This is a genomic window from Kosmotoga pacifica (assembly GCF_001027025.1).
Classification (GTDB): Bacteria; Thermotogota; Thermotogae; order Petrotogales; family Kosmotogaceae; genus Kosmotoga_B; species Kosmotoga_B pacifica.
Window position 1 is genome coordinate 1847751 of the sequence record NZ_CP011232.1, and the last position, 16141, is coordinate 1863891.

15 protein-coding genes are annotated in these 16141 nt (G+C 42.9%); all 15 read left to right on the forward strand.

The window, feature by feature from the left end:
- Position 1: 1 nt before the first annotated feature.
- The 15 genes from IX53_RS08640 (at position 2) to IX53_RS08710 (ending at position 16054) form a co-directional block, all read left to right on the forward strand.
- Positions 2–1435: a glycogen synthase gene (locus IX53_RS08640; protein ID WP_047755003.1), complete on the forward strand. Its 1434-nt coding sequence runs from the start codon at positions 2–4 to the stop codon at positions 1433–1435.
- A complete protein-coding gene (gene galT, locus IX53_RS08645) occupies positions 1428–2441 on the forward strand; it encodes a galactose-1-phosphate uridylyltransferase (protein WP_047755004.1) in 1014 nt (337 codons plus the stop codon). The genes IX53_RS08640 and galT overlap by 8 nt, the downstream gene beginning before the upstream one ends.
- Positions 2441–2731: an Asp-tRNA(Asn)/Glu-tRNA(Gln) amidotransferase subunit GatC gene (gene gatC / locus IX53_RS08650; RefSeq protein WP_047755005.1), complete on the forward strand. Its 291-nt coding sequence runs from the start codon at positions 2441–2443 to the stop codon at positions 2729–2731. Before galT ends, gatC begins: the two co-directional genes overlap by 1 nt.
- 1 nt (position 2732) lies before the next feature.
- Positions 2733–3071 (forward strand): YraN family protein, encoded by a 339-nt coding sequence (locus IX53_RS08655; RefSeq protein WP_047755006.1) that lies wholly within the window; start codon positions 2733–2735, stop codon positions 3069–3071.
- Positions 3072–3073: 2 nt separating this feature from the next.
- On the forward strand, positions 3074–4732 hold the full coding sequence (locus IX53_RS08660; RefSeq protein ID WP_047755007.1) for a phospho-sugar mutase: 1659 nt from the start codon (positions 3074–3076) through the stop codon (positions 4730–4732).
- Entirely contained in the window at positions 4729–5358 is a 630-nt protein-coding gene (locus tag IX53_RS08665) for a hypothetical protein (RefSeq protein ID WP_047755008.1), read from the forward strand. Before IX53_RS08660 ends, IX53_RS08665 begins: the two co-directional genes overlap by 4 nt.
- Complete coding sequence (gene truA, locus IX53_RS08670; protein WP_047755009.1) at positions 5355–6107, forward strand: tRNA pseudouridine(38-40) synthase TruA; 753 nt, start codon at positions 5355–5357, stop codon at positions 6105–6107. Before IX53_RS08665 ends, truA begins: the two co-directional genes overlap by 4 nt.
- Positions 6091–6894 (forward strand): TlyA family RNA methyltransferase, encoded by an 804-nt coding sequence (locus tag IX53_RS08675; RefSeq protein ID WP_047755010.1) that lies wholly within the window; start codon positions 6091–6093, stop codon positions 6892–6894. The genes truA and IX53_RS08675 overlap by 17 nt, the downstream gene beginning before the upstream one ends.
- 7 nt (positions 6895–6901) lie before the next feature.
- Positions 6902–8353 (forward strand): hypothetical protein, encoded by a 1452-nt coding sequence (locus IX53_RS08680; protein WP_047755011.1) that lies wholly within the window; start codon positions 6902–6904, stop codon positions 8351–8353.
- 15 nt (positions 8354–8368) lie between these two features.
- Positions 8369–10825 (forward strand): preprotein translocase subunit SecA, encoded by a 2457-nt coding sequence (gene secA / locus IX53_RS08685; RefSeq protein WP_047755012.1) that lies wholly within the window; start codon positions 8369–8371, stop codon positions 10823–10825.
- 14 nt (positions 10826–10839) lie between these two features.
- The gene (prfB, locus tag IX53_RS08690) at positions 10840–11952 is read left to right on the forward strand and encodes a peptide chain release factor 2 (protein ID WP_047755013.1); all 1113 of its coding nucleotides are present in this window, start codon (positions 10840–10842) and stop codon (positions 11950–11952) included.
- 117 nt (positions 11953–12069) lie between these two features.
- On the forward strand, positions 12070–12972 hold the full coding sequence (rsmH, locus tag IX53_RS08695; RefSeq protein WP_047755014.1) for a 16S rRNA (cytosine(1402)-N(4))-methyltransferase RsmH: 903 nt from the start codon (positions 12070–12072) through the stop codon (positions 12970–12972).
- A 15-nt stretch (positions 12973–12987) separates the two neighbouring features.
- Positions 12988–13278, forward strand: coding sequence for a hypothetical protein (locus tag IX53_RS08700; RefSeq protein WP_047755015.1), 291 nt, complete (start codon positions 12988–12990; stop codon positions 13276–13278).
- Between the two features lie 146 nt (positions 13279–13424).
- Positions 13425–15125 (forward strand): penicillin-binding transpeptidase domain-containing protein, encoded by a 1701-nt coding sequence (locus IX53_RS08705; RefSeq protein ID WP_047755016.1) that lies wholly within the window; start codon positions 13425–13427, stop codon positions 15123–15125.
- Positions 15125–16054: a DNA polymerase III subunit delta gene (locus IX53_RS08710; protein ID WP_047755017.1), complete on the forward strand. Its 930-nt coding sequence runs from the start codon at positions 15125–15127 to the stop codon at positions 16052–16054. The genes IX53_RS08705 and IX53_RS08710 overlap by 1 nt, the downstream gene beginning before the upstream one ends.
- The last annotated feature ends 87 nt before the right edge of the window (positions 16055–16141 follow it).

Below are 16141 nucleotides of genomic sequence, written 5' to 3' on the forward strand. Positions count from 1 at the left end.
TGTGAAAGTATTGATGGTTTCATACGAAGTTTATCCTCTCGCGAAAGTCGGTGGACTGGCTGATGTGGTGGGTAGTCTGCCGGAATATCTCAAGAAGCAAGGGATAGACGTACAGATTGCGATGCCATACCACAGAGTTGTGGACGCAAAAGCGAAGACAATAGAAAAGACTGAGCTGGTTCTGAACACTGAAAAACTCAAGGAAAATTATCCTTTTGAGGTATATAAGACTTATCTGGAGGCCGGCGATATTCCCGTGTTTTTACTTAAAAACGATAGGTTGATCGATTCCGATGATGTTTATGGAGGTAGTGATCTTGCACTTCAAGCTTTAGGCTTTTCCAGTGCTGTTTTTCAACTGGTGAAAATCCTGAATCCTGATATAGTACATTGCAATGACTGGCAAACTGGAATGGTTCCCGTATTTCTAAAAACTTTTATGAATGAGGAGACTCCGAAGACACTACTAACAATACACAATCTCGGTTATCAGGGTACTTTCGATAGATACTATTACGAGCTTTCAGGCTTGCCAGAAATTTACTGGGAAAAAGGTTATGTTTCTACGGGAGGAATGTTCAATTTCCTCAAGTCGGGAATAGTCTTTTCAGACTTTGTAAGCACTGTGAGTCCCTCCTATGCCGAGGAAATCAAAACTGAGGAATACGGAATGGGGCTTAACACATTGCTTTTGAGGCTTGGTGAGAGACTTGTGGGAATCATTAACGGAATAGATTACTCGGAATATGATCCAGCCACAGATAAAAGAATACCAGCCAACTTTTGTCTTGAAGACCTTTCGGGAAAGAAGGAGTGTAAAAAAGTTTTACAAGAAGAACTCGGTCTGGCATGTTCTGAAAAACCACTCATTGGTTTGATATCAAGGCTGGTCGATCAAAAGGGCCTCGATATTCTGGCTCAAGTCACTGAGGACCTCATGAAACACGATTTGCAGTTGGTGATTCTGGGAACTGGTGAGGAACGTTATGAGAAGATGTTTAAAATGCTTGCTGCAAAATTTCCGGGAAAAGTTTCGGCGAATATAACCTTTGATATAAATCTCGCACAGAAGATATACGCAGGAAGTGATATGTTTCTAATGCCCTCGAAGTACGAACCTTGCGGATTGGGGCAGATGTTTGCGATGAGGTACGGTACAGTCCCCATAGTGAGGTTCACGGGAGGCTTGAAGGATACAGTTAAGGAGTTTAACTTTGAAACAGAAGAGGGAAATGGTTTTGGCTTTTATGAATACGAATCGATTAAACTCAAAGAAGCCATTGAGAGGGCATTACGTGCTTATAATTCAGAAAAATGGTCGACTATTGTTAAGAACGCCATGAAAACAGACTGTTCATGGGAAAAATCCGCGGGCGAATATAAAAAGCTTTACAAAAGAATTCTGAAATCCGAGAGGAGGCCCATTGATGCCTGAACTTAGGAAAGACCCGGTTCTGAAACGTTGGGTCATAATTGCAACGGAACGTTCAAAAAGACCGCATGATTTCAAAAAAACATTAGAGGAACCTGGAGGAGCCTTCTGCCCTTTTGATTATGGAAATGAACATACCACACCACCTGAAATAATATCCTTCAGAGGTAAGGATACTAAGCCCAACGAACCGGGTTGGTGGATAAGGGTTGTTCCAAATAAATTTCCAGCTCTGAATCCGGAACTCGAACCAGAGAAGTTTGGACATGGAATGTACGATGTGATAAAGGGTTTTGGAACACACGAGGTAATCATCGAGACGCCTGAACACAATCAAAACCTGGCAACACTCCCATTGAAACAGGTTAAGGAAGTCATTTGGGCGTACAAATACAGGTTCAACGAGCTCGAGAAGGATCCAAGAATAAATTATGTTCTCATTTTTAAGAATCACGGCAAGGAAGCAGGAGCTTCATTGCAACATCCCCACAGTCAGTTAATAGCTACTCCCATCGTACCGAAAAGAGTTATAGAGGAAATCGAAGGGAGTTACGATTATTACAAGTTCAAGGAACGCTGTGTATACTGCGACATGTTGAATCAGGAATATCTCGAAAAGACGCGAATGGTTGAGGAAAATAAACTTTTCCTCGCTTTTGAACCCTTTGCAGCAAGATTTCCTTTTGAGACGTGGATCCTCCCCAAAGCACACAGATTCAACTTTGGTGAGATAGAAGGTGAGGAGGTAGAACAATTTGCCCAGATATTGAAAAACACATTATACAGAATCTACAAAGCTCTCGATAATCCGCCATTTAACTTTATGTTACATACTGGAATTGCGGGTATGGAAGGAGAAAAGCATTATCATTGGCATCTCGAGATTGTACCGCGGTTGACAAGGGTCGCAGGGTTTGAGTGGGGATCCGGTTTTTATATAAATCCAACACCACCGGAATATGCTGCCAAATACCTGAGAGAGGTTGAAATGCCTGAGGAGGATGAATGATGAATATCCATGTGGACGAAAAATTGCTGATACACCTTGAGTCCCTAGCTAAATTAGAACTAAAACCAAAAGAGCGACAAAAATTGATGAAAGACATTGCCAAGATCCTTGATTATATGTCTCTGATCGATGAGGTCGACGTTAGCGAATATGAAGAGATGTTCACACCAGTAGAGGATAATCTGGATCTCAGAACAGACGAACAGATGACTTTCGAACATACAGATGATCTTGTAGCCCTCTTTCCGGATAGAGAGGACAAACAGTTAAAAGTCCCAAAGATCTACTGAAATGAGTATCAAAAAAGGTAAACACTGTGAAGACGTCGCCTGCGCCTATCTTCGTAAGAGGGGATACAAGATTCTCGCCAGAAACGTGCGCTACCCTTTTGGAGAACTTGATATCGTTGCAATGAAGGGAAAGAGACTCGTTTTTGTGGAAGTCAAAGGCGGGAATCCCTCTTTTCATCCTCGTACCAGGGTGAAAGAAGCAAAGTTGAGAAAAATTGAACTCGCTGCTAACAGATTCGTCTCTGATAGAGAACAGAATTTTGATGAATGTCAGCTCGATGTGATTGAAGTATTGGATAATGGTGAGATAAATCATCTGGAAGCGATCGGAAGGTGGTAAGTGTGGAGAGAAACAGAGAAGAGATATTCAAAGAATACCAGAGATGGCTTCATGACGCGAATCCCGAGATAGTCAAAGAGCTCGGACGGTTTACAGAGGATCAGATAATTGATAGTTTCTTTAAAGACCTCGAGTTTGGTACAGGTGGAATGAGAGGTATCATTGGAGCCGGAACGAACAGAATAAACATACACACCGTAGCAAGGGCTACACAAGGCTTTTCCAACTGGCTCAATAAGAATTACTCTACTCCATCGGTCGTGATCGCTTATGATACAAGGAGAATGTCTAGAGAATTCGCGCAAACCGCAGCGAAAGTGCTTTCCGCCAATAATATAAAGACATATCTTTTTACTGAACCAACGCCGACCCCTGTTCTGAGTTTTGCGGTGCGAGAATTGAAGTGTAGCGGAGGGATTGTTATCACTGCCAGCCATAACCCTCCCGAATACAACGGTTTTAAGGTTTACACTCATGACGGTACGCAAGCTGTCCCCCGCTATGCCAAGGCGATAACAGAAGAAGTCGACAAGGTCGATTTTTTTGTTGAACTCGTCGGGAATGAAGAGTTCATCGAGGAAGTTCCGCAAAGTGTTATGGATAGCTTTCAAGATCATATAATTCGACTCATAAGTGAACTTCTGGAAATACACGCCTGTGAACCTGGAGCATTGCGTGTTCTCTACACACCATTACATGGCACAGGCTTCAAACCCGTTGTAATGGTTCTCGAGAAGTTGGGTTTTAAGGTTGATGTTATTCAAGAACAATGTATGCCAGATGGGAATTTCCCAACGGTCAACTATCCAAACCCAGAAGATCCCGAAGCTTTCAATCTTGCCCTCAAACGCCCTGAAGTCAACGCGGATATTATCATCGCTACGGACCCAGATTGTGACAGGATGGGATTGATGTGTCGCTGCGAAGATGGTTATACCTCTATCACCGGTAATCAGATGGGTGTGATAATGCTTGAATTTTTGTTAGAAACCCTGAAAGACCGATTACCCAACGACACGTTTGTTGTAAAAACGATAGTAACCACAGACCTGGCAAAAGCTATCGCTAAAAGGTATGATGTGGAAATAAAGGAGACCCTGACAGGCTTCAAATTCATAGGAGAACTCATAGAAAAATCTGCCGTTGAGGGAAGTGGTACGTTCCTTTTTGGCTTTGAAGAGAGTTATGGCTATCTTTATGGTACCCATGCGAGAGATAAGGACGCGGTTGTAGCCTCAGCTCTCGCTGCGACGGTTGCTGCATCGCTCAAAAAAGAAGGCGTTACGTTGATAGACTTTCTGAAGTCCATATATGAAAAGTATGGTTACTACATCGAAGATCTTAAAAATTTCACATTCAAAGGTATAAAGGGTGCTAAAAAGATCACGCGCATCATGGAGATGTTGAGAAATGCCACACCAAAAGAAGTAGCCGGTAGAAAATTGCTGGACTTTAAAGATTATAGAGAAGGACTCGCAGGACTTCCGCCATCTAATGTTATTGAAATGGTTTACGAAGATGAATTGAAATTGATTGCCAGGCCGTCTGGAACAGAACCAAAGATAAAGTTCTATTTGATGACAAGGGATACCAGTGAAGAAAACGCAAAGGCCAAACTCGAACTCCTGAAAAAGCACGTGGAAAGGATTGTTGAATCATGAAAAATTACGCGCACATAATTTACGATGATGAGACTTACTTCTCGCCAAAAAGGATAAGCTTCGATCACAGGACACGAACGGGCATCATGGTCGCATGGTCTGAAGAGCAAGCTCAGGAACTCCTTGAGAAGAAATACTGGAAGTGTCTGAGTGCGTATGCCCTGGAAGCGGCTATGAAGAGGAAACTGGTCTTTGAACGAAAACACAGCGATACGAACATTCTATATTTCAAATATATGCTTGAAATTCCCGAGATGTTAGAGGCTTATTATGAACCCGATACCATAGAGACGATTTCCAGCCACTTTTCCCTCAGAGAGATTTCTGAGGAGATTTTCAAAATGATGAGAAACTATGAATTGGGATCCCTCAATTTTAACGATCACTTTCTGAACGAATGGTTAATGGCAAAACTGGAATCTGGAAGTCCGCAACTCAGTCCTCAGGAGAAGAAGAAGCTCGAGAAAGAATTGATGAGGTACATTGAGCTCTTTGTTAGCAAGATATTGTGGAGTGTATACTCCGGCAATCTAAACGATTTCAGGAAGGACCTCTCTGCCATAGTGTATCTTTTCACTGAATTGTATGATTCCGGGAGAGAAAATGGTAGAGGTGGGACTGAATGAAAAGGTTCGCCGCTGTTGTCGCATATGATGGGACGGACTTCTTTGGCTTTCAAGTGCAACCGAACCAGCGAACTGTACAGGGAGTCATTGAAGACGCGCTTTTCAAAATACACAAGCAAGAGGTCAGAACGGATGCCGCTGGTCGAACGGACACGGGAGTTCATGGATACGGCCAGGTTGTAGCTTTCAATTCTTCGCTGGACAGATTGTCTGCCGAAACGATGAAAGACGCTCTGAATGCGAACCTACCGGCTGATGTCTACGTCAGAAAAGTTCATGAAGTCGGTAAGGATTTCAGTCCACGCTTCCATGCAAAGAGAAGAATCTACCATTATTACATCCTGAATACCCCAGAACCCGATCTTTTCAAGAGAAGGTACACCTGGTGGTTTCCGTATCAACTCGATATTGAAAAGATGAGGCAGGGAGCAAAATTCCTGATAGGGGAGCATGACTTTGCCGCTTTCCGGACCGGAAAAGATGACAGGACAACAATCAGAACGATAACCAGCATTAGAATTTTGAGACTTAAAAAGGATGTAATTCTGTTCAGAGTGGAAGGGATTTCTTTCCTTCGAAGGATGGTACGTAATATCGTTGGCGCTCTCGTCCGGGTGGGGACGGAAAGCCTTTCGCCGGAAACGGTGAAGCTGATCCTTGAATCAAAAGACAGATCAAAGCTTCCGAGTTCTGCTCCTCCTCAGGGTCTGGTATTGTATAAGGTGTTGTTCAATGAATTCGAAACTTAGGCTTGATGAACTTCTTGTGGAAAGGGGATACTTCCCGTCACGTTCAAAAGCAGTTGAAGCAATAAAATCAGGGAAAGTACTGGTAAAGGGAGAAACAGTAAGAAAACCAGGCAAAAGAATCGCAAAAGACACGGAGCTGGAACTGACGGAATCCAAATTCATCGTGAGCAGGGCTTATTACAAGCTCGAAAAAGCACTTGAAGTCTTTAAAGTACCGATAGAGAATGCGCGCGTCTGCGATCTTGGAGCTTCCACAGGTGGTTTTACCCAGCTGCTTTTAGAGAGGGGTGCCAAGGTTGTGTTCGCTGTCGATGTGGGTACTGCCCAGCTCCATCCATCGTTGAAGAGTGATATGCGGGTAGTATCTTTGGAAAACACCGATGCTAGATCGATCACCAAGAAAACCCTCGACGGTGAAGTCGATCTCGTAACGGTAGATCTTTCTTTCATTTCTATAACGAAGGTGATCGACAGTATTGCGGACATTTTGAGACCGGGAGGGCACTGCGTTAGCCTTATAAAGCCACAGTTTGAATCAGGACCGGGTGTGTCAAAGAAAGGTGTGGTTCATGATATGGTTGTGCATGAGGGAGTACTTGCAAATGTCATTAAGGCTTTTCAGAAAACAGGATTTAGCATAAAGGGTCTCACATTTTCTCCTGTGAAAGGGAAAAGTGGTAACATTGAATATATTATTCATGCGGTAAAAGGTGATACTAAAATGGCGAAATTGGATATAGAAGGCCTTGTAAAAGAAGCTTTCAAAATTCTGTCCCCGAAAAGGTGATATCGTGTTGAAAAAGTTACTGTCATTGCTTTTAATCACAACAAGTATTTTTGCTTTTGCGCAGGAGATTACCGATTTTCTCCCATCAAGCGCTGGATATTTTCTCATCATCAAAAACAGCGTTGACTACTTCGAGTATCTTAAGAAAAACACGAACCTCTTTTATGTCTATCTCGAAAAAGATGGGCTAGGGCTCGAAGACTATTTTCTTTCGCTCCTTTCAGCTGCAGGTTACTCAACCGGTAGCACACCCGATGAACGAAAGATAAAAAAGGCTATTAATGGTGAAATTTTACTTGCAGGTAAGGAATTTGATCTGGAACTCGAGAATATCATAACCTTTGATCCTATCTTCGTTCTGGAAAAATTTAAAACCGGGACAAAAGATATCTTTCTCGTCTGGAAATCGGAAGAACCAATGGAACTTTTAAAGATCATCGCGTCACTTCTTGAAACTTCTATTTTTCAACAAGAAGGAGATCTGGTGGGGGAACTTAGGAGTAATAGCGGAGAGGTATATTTTCATGTTGGAGACAACTTTTTGATTTTAGGGGATACGAGAGATGCCGTGGAATCTCCACTCAAGGCTTTTTCAGGAGAAATTGGTAGAATGATAGATTCGGAAGAAGAGGCTGCAGAATTTGTAAAATCCAGTGAAGGGTACTGGATTACAGGGTATTTTGACAGTGATCGTTTCAAAATTGGCCTGGGACTTGAACACATTTTCAGTACCAGAAAAACCACATTGTTTGTCAGGCCGGAGGGACACACATTGGCGGCTACTATGATACAGGAGAATATTTTCCTGGATGGGACTGAAAAAGATAGACTCATGGGATATATGGACACCAAAGAGGATAAATTATCCGGGCAATATTTTGGTAATTATCTCGCTTTTTTTCCAGCCAATAGCGTTTCCACTTTGAGGAGAGAGCTCTCCCATTGGTTCAATGATAGTCTTGAACCTTATCGTGAATTAGCGGATCTAATTGTTGAATTTGCTAAAAAAGGACAGGGAGTCGCCGAGATTTTCGGTAGTGTGGCCGCAAGTCCCACGAGTTTTGCATTGAGGTTTCAGATATCAGCTGATACCGGACCTGAAAGGCAAAAATTGGAAGAGTGGGGTGCAAAACATTACAGTATTAACGGGTTCGAAGTGTATGAAGTGAAAAGTATCCTCGAGAGAATTTATTTTCTGTTCGATGGGGAGTATACCGTGATAACCAATCTTTCTCCTGAAGATTACGTCAGACGATTGTCGACGGGGAAAAGATTGAAGGACAACGATAGATACATGTATCTGAAAGAAATGAATGAAGCTGAAAATATCGCGGAAGTTTTCGTTAACCTCGGTGATATCTTCTATGACTTGCTGGGTATGAAAGTCGATACAGCATTGCTATACATAGAATCGATGGATGAAGATGGCAATTTTATCCATTCATTGAGAGTATACTGAATAGAGGTGTTTGTGATGAGCATCATGAGCTCATTGTTTGATAAGAACAAGAGAATTTTGAAAAAATATGCCGCTGTAGTGAATAAGGTAAACGCATATGCGGCTGAAATGGAATCACTACCTGCTGAGAAGTTCCCTCAGAAGACAGCTGAATTTAAAGAAAGACTCAAAAAAGGTGAACCCCTTGATTCCCTGCTCCCGGAAGCATTTGCGCTGGTGAGGGAAGCTGCAAAACGAACTGTGGGGATGAGGCATTTTGACGTACAGGTGATGGGTGCCATCGCTCTGCATGAAGGAAAGATCGCCGAAATGAAGACGGGAGAAGGTAAAACCCTTGTGGCTACCATGCCCATGTATCTGAATGCTTTATCAGGTAAAGGGGCACATCTCGCAACAGTAAACGATTATCTGGCCAAAAGGGACGCTAACTGGATGGGACCCGTTTACGAATACCTTGGACTCACCGTTGGTTATATACAAGCGTCAATGGAACCAAGCAAGAGAAAACTCGCTTACCAGTGTGATATCACCTATGGCACAGCAAATGAATTTGGTTTTGATTATCTCAGAGATAACCTGGTATATGATCTGGAAAGCAAAGTGCAAAGGGGACATCATTACGTTATTGTTGATGAGGCAGATAGTATTCTGATAGATGAAGCCAGAACACCCTTGATTATATCAGGCCCCTCGTCTGATTCTTCCGCGATGTATCGGCAATTCGCTTTCATAGCCAAGAGATTCAACCAAGATGAAGACTTCACTGTAAGTGAAAAAGAACGCACGGTAAATCTTACTGATAAGGGTATAGAGAAGGCCGAAAAGCTTTTGAATCTTGACAATCTCTATGACCCCGACAATTACAGATACCTCTTCCATCTACTCAATGCGCTCAAGGCGCGTACACTTTTTAAAAAAGACGTGGACTATATTGTGAAAGATGGAGAAGTTATCATTGTTGACGAGTTCACAGGCCGACTTTTGCCTGGCAGGAGGTATAGCGAAGGGCTGCATCAGGCTATCGAGGCTAAGGAAGGCGTTAAGATCCGGGAAGAGAGTGTGACTTTTGCCACCATAACTTTTCAGAACTATTTCAAAATGTATGAGAAGATCGCCGGAATGACCGGAACAGCTGCTACCGAAGAAGCGGAGTTTATCTCGATTTATGGGACAGAAGTTGTGGTCATTCCCACGAACAAACCGGTTGTTAGGAAAGATTTGAATGACCTAATATACAGAACAACTAAAGAAAAGTATGAAGCCATCGTTAACGAAATCGTACAGAGGTACAAGAAGGGGCAGCCTGTACTCGTCGGAACGACATCGATTGAGAAAAGTGAGCTGCTGAGCAATATGTTAAGGAAAAAGGGTATTCCCCATCAGGTTCTGAACGCTAAACACCATGAGCGAGAAGCTGAGATCGTCGCCAAAGCAGGAGAAAAAGGCATGGTGACAATAGCCACCAACATGGCTGGAAGGGGAACAGACATAAAACTCGGAGAAGGAGTCAAGGAGCTTGGGGGACTCTTCGTGCTTGGAACGGAGAGGCACGAAAGCCGAAGAATTGACAACCAGCTCATCGGACGTTCTGGAAGGCAGGGCGATCCGGGTGAGTCAAGGTTCTTCCTCTCACTGGAGGACGATCTCATAAGACTCTTCGGTGGAGAGAAGATAGGGACTGTAATGAACACGTTGAAGATGCAGCCGGGGGAGCCGATAGAGCATCCTCTCCTAAGCCGGATAATAAACTCGGCGCAGAAAAAAATCGAGGGTATTCATTTCTCCATAAGGAAGAGGCTCTACGAACTGGACTCTGTTGTTGATAAACAGAGGGGAGCCATATATGCTCATCGTAATTGGTTACTCAAAGGAGAAGATCTCGATAATCACGTAAAAGAGATATTTGAAGACGTTATATCCAGACGACTGGATGAACTGGAGGAAGTGCCGTCACCTGAAGAGTTGAAAGAAATGTTCTCATTCATTCCTGCGACGATACTGGATTCTGTCATGGCTGATAACCTCAGGGAGTTGAGAGAAAAACTCCTTGATATCCTCTTAAAGGTATACGACGAAAAGAAAGAACAGTTTGGTGAGGAATTCGGAAAAGTATTCAAATATCTCATGCTAAGGATGATAGATGAACGCTGGAGGAAGCATCTTGAGGCCATAGAGCATTTGAAAGACTCTGTTGGTTTAAGAGCTTACGGGCAGAAAGATCCTGTGATAGAATTCAAAAAGGAATCTTACATGCTCTTTCAGGATATGATAGATGGCCTTTATGATGATGTAGTCACAGTCCTCACCCGCCTTGTCAGAATAGACAGCGAAAAGGTGGAGAAAAAAGCAAAGAGTGAGATAAACAACTTGAACTTTGTCCATTCTGATTTTTCAGCGTTGTCGCGGTCTGCTTCGGAAAAGAAAAACTCTCAGAAGAATGCATATAAGAAACGATTTAAGATAAAGAGGTAATCTGGAGGTGGAGTATGCTCAGCTATGAGACAAACTCGAGGATCAACGAGCTAAAAGAGAAGTTTAAATCGATACGTTCTACGATTGATCTGGAAAAAACAAAGGCAAGATTAACAGAGATAGAAGAAAAACTTTCCGACCCGTCCATCTGGGCTGATCGGAAAACTGCTGGCAGACTTGGGCAGGAAGCTCAATCCCTGAGGAGCCAGCTTCAACTGCTCGGAGAAGCTGAAGAAACTTTTGAAAACATAGAGATCGCAGCGGAACTGGCAGAAGAAGATGAGAGTTTTATTGAGCAGGTCGATAAACTATTAAAGGATGCGGAAAGGAAAGTAAGAGAATTCGAGCTCAACATTTTGTTGAGTTCTCCGTATGATCCTAACAACGCTTTTTTGAGCATACATCCCGGGGCAGGAGGAACAGAATCCCAGGACTGGGCATCTATGCTTTTGAGGATGTACACTCGATGGGCTGAAAAGAATGGTTACAAGGTAAACATCATTGAGCATCAACCCGGTGATGAGGCGGGTATAAAAAGCGCGACAATACAGATCGTGGGACCATATGCATATGGCAAGCTGAAATATGAATCCGGAGTTCACCGTCTTGTGAGGATATCGCCTTTCGATGCAAATCATAGGAGACACACTTCCTTTGCCTCTGTTAGTGTATCGCCTGAAATGGAAGATGATGTGGAAATTGAGATTCAGCCGGAAGAACTACGTATCGACACTTATAGAGCCGGCGGCGCGGGTGGACAACATGTTAATAGAACGGAATCCGCTGTACGAATAACCCATCTTCCCACAGGAATCGTTGTAACCTGTCAAAATGAGCGATCTCAGCATCAAAACAAGGCCACAGCTATGAAAATACTGAAGGCGAAACTCTTTGAACTGGAACTTGAAAAGAAGAGAAAAGAAAAGATGAAGCTCCTTGGTGAACAGAAAGATATCGCATGGGGAAGCCAGATAAGATCTTATGTTTTCCAACCGTACACAATGGTCAAAGACCACAGAACCCAACATGAAACTGGTGATATACAGGCCGTAATGGATGGTGAAATCGATTCCTTTATCGAAAAAGAACTCCTTTTCTTCGCATCAATTGAGAAAAACACAGAGTGATTTTTTTTGCAGGTGCTGTGATAGGCTTTTATTAAGCTTTTAGAGAGATATAAAATTATTAATTAAAATTTGACATTGCGTGGTAAAAAGTGATAATATTTCATACGAGCGGAGTGAATGACATTGCCAAGAGAGTACCACGAGTCCCACCGGAGCGTAATGGTTCACGAAGCGCTCCAATATTTGCTTACAAGAGATGATGGAGTTTATGTGGACTGTACCCTAGGCGAAGGTGGGCATACTAAAGCTATAATTGAAGCAACCTCGGCGAGATCCACTGTGATAGGGTTGGATGTGGATGCTGAGGTTTTAGCATTAGCGGAGCGGAAACTGCGAGATATTCAGGGAAACGTACGGTTGTTCAATGTTTCGTATCTTGATTTCGACGTTGTTCTGGGATCTCTTGGTATTAACAGGGTCGATGGATTTTTACTCGATCTCGGCGTTTCGACCTACCAGCTCAAAGCCAGAGGAAGAGGTTTCAGCTACGAAGTGGACGAACCACTGGATATGAGAATGAATCTCAGCAATCCTGTCAAAGCAGTAGATATAGTCAACAAGTATTCGGAGCGGGAACTGGCAAAGGTCATATTCGAGTATGGCGATGAGAAGCGTTTCTCCCGGCGAATAGCCCGGAGCATAGTGAAGCGGAGACCCATTCAAACTACCTTCGAACTTGTTGAGGCTATTCGCGCAGCCTTACCGCCAGAAGAAAGACACAAAAGGAAAAGACATTTTGCCACTAGGACATTTCAGGCTTTGAGAATTGAAGTTAACAAGGAGCTGGAGGTCATCCGCAATACTCTTGAGAAGATCCCTGGATATCTCAACCCCGGCGGAAGAGTGGTCGTGATCACTTTTCATTCGCTCGAGGATAGGACGGTTAAACATGCGTTTAGGGAGAAGAAGGGCATTGAGCTAAAGATCTTGACGAAGAAACCAGTAGTACCGTCCGAAGAGGAGGTTAGAGAAAACCCTCGAGCAAGAAGTGCAAAGTTGAGGGCAGCGGAGCGGATCTGAAGGGAGGAACGTCTCGTGCAATCCATTATAGCGAAGCGGAGAGTAACGAGGGTAGAAACCCACGATATGGTTCTCACCCGTAGCGGTGTATGGCCTTTCGTTACTGTGCTTCAGATTCTTATCATCTTTCTTGCAACTACGGTCTCCATCGTTTTACCTCTCCATTTTGGGAACAAAGCAGATCTCTACAATGAAATGGCTATTGAGAAAGAGACCAGAATAACTGTTATGGAATCCAAACTCGACGACCTGTCGAGGGAGATTTCATATCTGGAGACTGTGGTTGGGGTGAGAGCGGAAAAGTAAATAAGTGAGGTGCAACCCGGATAAAAAAACTTTCAGGACGCGTATCGACGCTATTTACACTGCTGATTATAATCACCACTATATTTAGTGGAAGGGTTGTTTATTACGCACTTTTTGCGGATCTAGAGATTCCGGTCGTTACGCAGATGACCAGAATACCTGCCCATAGAGGTTCGATTTATGATGCTAAGGGCAGGCTGCTTGCGTATGATTCCTTGCTCTACGAAGCCTGGTTAGACCTCGAATTCATCAGAAGGAATGCTTCTGAAAGTGAGCTGGAGCTGCTTCTTAAAAATATCTCTGATTACTTTGCCTTTCCAAAGGAAGAAGTCCTCAAGAAGATCAATTCAGATTCTTATTTTATGCTGCTGGGAAAATCGAATAATCTTGACGAAATGATGCGCAAAATAACACCAGTTGTCAGGAAGTATATCTCCATCGAATTGAATACAGAACGTCTGTCATTGAAAGAGTACGGGCTTAGCAAAATAGTGGGTAGCCTTGATGGCAGCGGCAGAGCTTTGAGTGGTATTGAGAAAAGTTATGATAACGTTCTAAGAGGTAAAAAAGACGGTTATGTTAGAAAGACACTTACGGGCACGTTGAAAGTAAATCCTGAAGATGGAAACGATGTTTACCTTTCAATAGATCTCGATCTGCAGAAGATGGTATACGATGTCTTGAGCAAAGGTGTCAGAAAGAATAAAGCTGACGGTGGCATCGCTATACTCATGGAAAGCAAGACTGGGAAAATTCTCGCTTACGCCAATACCTATGACTGGGATGTTGGGCTTATGGGTATCTTCGAACCCGGCTCAACGATAAAGCCCATTATTTATGGAATTGCCCTTGAAACCTTCTCGATAACTGAGGAATCTACATTCCTTTGCAACGGTATCATTCAACCTATAGAAGGGCTAGACATATTTATAAGAGATACAGAAGGTGAGAAACACGGTATTGAGACTTTTAGAGATGCAATAAGAAATTCCTGTAATGTCGCGACCACGCAAGTTGCCCGGGCGATCCTTAACAACATCGGGAAGTCTGAATTTTACAGAAAACTCATAGAAGCAGGTTTTGGCAGGAAAACAGGTGTGGATCTCTACGGTGAGATCAAAGGACTCTTTCAAGCACCCTCTGATTGGTCCCTCATTTCTCCCTACCAGTTCGCTATCGGCCAGGGAATTGGAGTAACTATTTTTCAACTACTGAGGGCGCTGAATACATATGCTGCCGATGGAAATCTTCTCATTCCCTCCTTCGTAAAAGCTGTGGGTAATGGCACAGAGATAAGGGAGATTCCCCCTAAAATCGAATCAAGAATATTTTCGTCGAAGTTAGTGAAAACCATGATCCCTGTGCTGGAATCCGTTGTAGCGAGCGGCACTGGTACAAGAGCCCAGGTTGAGGGTCTTAGAATAGGTGGCAAGACAGGAACCGCACAAAAAGCTACTGAATCGGGCTACAGTTACAGCGATTATTATTCGCTGTTCTGGGGTTTTTTCCCTGTTGATGCTCCCAAATATTCGTTGCTGGTAATGATAGATAATCCCAGGGCGGGAGAATATTACGGTGGAACAGTCGCAGGCCCAATATTTTCAGAAATCGTTAAAAATATCTACGGATTACATGAAGAAACCCCGGAACCGAAACATGAAATCTACAGCTGGAAGACTCCCCAACTAATAGGGTATACTTTACATGATGTAATTGAAATAAAAGAACTGCTCGGCATTGAGAAACTGAAAATTCATGGAACGGGTCGTGTTGTGAAACAGCTACCTGAAGCTGGTGCACCTCTGAAACCGGTTCTTGAAGTCTGGCTTTCAACGGAGGAAAAATAATGATCTTTTGCCTTATGGGTGATTCTGAGGTATTGAAAGAACTCTTTGTAAAGAGCAAAGTTAACAGTGTTAAGATAATATTTCCCGACGATTCAGACAAACTAGAAAAGCTTGAAAGGGCTTTAACCAGCTCGATGATGTTTGTCGAGAATGATGGAATATGGCTGAAAAAATTCAAAAAATGGAACAAGAAAGAAAAATCCATCTGCGTACCTCTTATTGAACACGTTGGGAAAGAAATGACACTCTTCGTCGAAGATGAAGTGATAAATGGTTGTGAAAAAAAGACCTTTGAGCTTCCAAAGTACTGGGACAAAAAAAATTGGAAACTCTTCATTTGCAAGCTGGCCTCCAATCTTAAAATAGAAATAGAAAAGGATGCCGCTGAAAGATTATTTGAACTCTTTGGAGGGAAAGAATGGGCCATATTTTCTGAACTAAAGAAGTTGAAAACTCTTGGAAAAAAGATCACCGTTGCAGATGTTGACCTGTATACATTTGCTTTGAGTAATATTACTACTGAAGAAATCGCCATGGATATCCTAAAGAATCGGAATAGCAGAACGCTTATCAATAAGATGGAGAAGAAAAGTGTGAGTTTTCTGCCACTCTTATCTTCCCTTACCAGATTGATTCTGGATCTGGGCCTCGTTAAAGAGGCTCTCCTTTCCTATGATCGACCACTCACCAACTGGAAATCGATACTCGAACTGGAAAGAATCACCGGTATCAAAACCGGAAGACTTGCAAAACTTGTGGGCTTCGCCTTTTCAGGTACCAGTGGTGGTATCAATTTAGTGGAACATTACGACTTGAGTGAGCTAAAAAGAGCACTAACGGAACTTCAGAAACTCGATGAAGCCTACAAAAATGGAGAGTTGGGTGAGAAATCCGGAATACTTGAACTCATGAACCTGTTTCAAAAGTAAATATCCTGTAAATTTTCTTTAAGTATCCAAGCTGGTGTCAGCTTCAGATTGACATAGTAGGGGCTACATTGTAAAATAAGCTTTGGT

Excerpts from the sequence above, each read along its gene's own strand:
- IX53_RS08655 (WP_047755006.1), top strand. The coding sequence starts at position 2,733 with ATGAGTATCAAAAAAGGTAAACACTGTGAAGACGTCGCCTGCGCCTAT.
- galT (WP_047755004.1), top strand. The coding sequence starts at position 1,428 with ATGCCTGAACTTAGGAAAGACCCGGTTCTGAAACGTTGGGTCATAATT.
- IX53_RS08710 (WP_047755017.1), top strand. The coding sequence starts at position 15,125 with ATGATCTTTTGCCTTATGGGTGATTCTGAGGTATTGAAAGAACTCTTT.
- rsmH (WP_047755014.1), top strand. The coding sequence starts at position 12,070 with ATGACATTGCCAAGAGAGTACCACGAGTCCCACCGGAGCGTAATGGTT.
- truA (WP_047755009.1), top strand. The coding sequence starts at position 5,355 with ATGAAAAGGTTCGCCGCTGTTGTCGCATATGATGGGACGGACTTCTTT.
- secA (WP_047755012.1), top strand. The coding sequence starts at position 8,369 with ATGAGCATCATGAGCTCATTGTTTGATAAGAACAAGAGAATTTTGAAA.
- IX53_RS08705 (WP_047755016.1), top strand. The coding sequence starts at position 13,425 with ATGACCAGAATACCTGCCCATAGAGGTTCGATTTATGATGCTAAGGGC.
- prfB (WP_047755013.1), top strand. The coding sequence starts at position 10,840 with ATGCTCAGCTATGAGACAAACTCGAGGATCAACGAGCTAAAAGAGAAG.
- IX53_RS08675 (WP_047755010.1), top strand. The coding sequence starts at position 6,091 with ATGAATTCGAAACTTAGGCTTGATGAACTTCTTGTGGAAAGGGGATAC.
- IX53_RS08665 (WP_047755008.1), top strand. The coding sequence starts at position 4,729 with ATGAAAAATTACGCGCACATAATTTACGATGATGAGACTTACTTCTCG.
- gatC (WP_047755005.1), top strand. The coding sequence starts at position 2,441 with ATGAATATCCATGTGGACGAAAAATTGCTGATACACCTTGAGTCCCTA.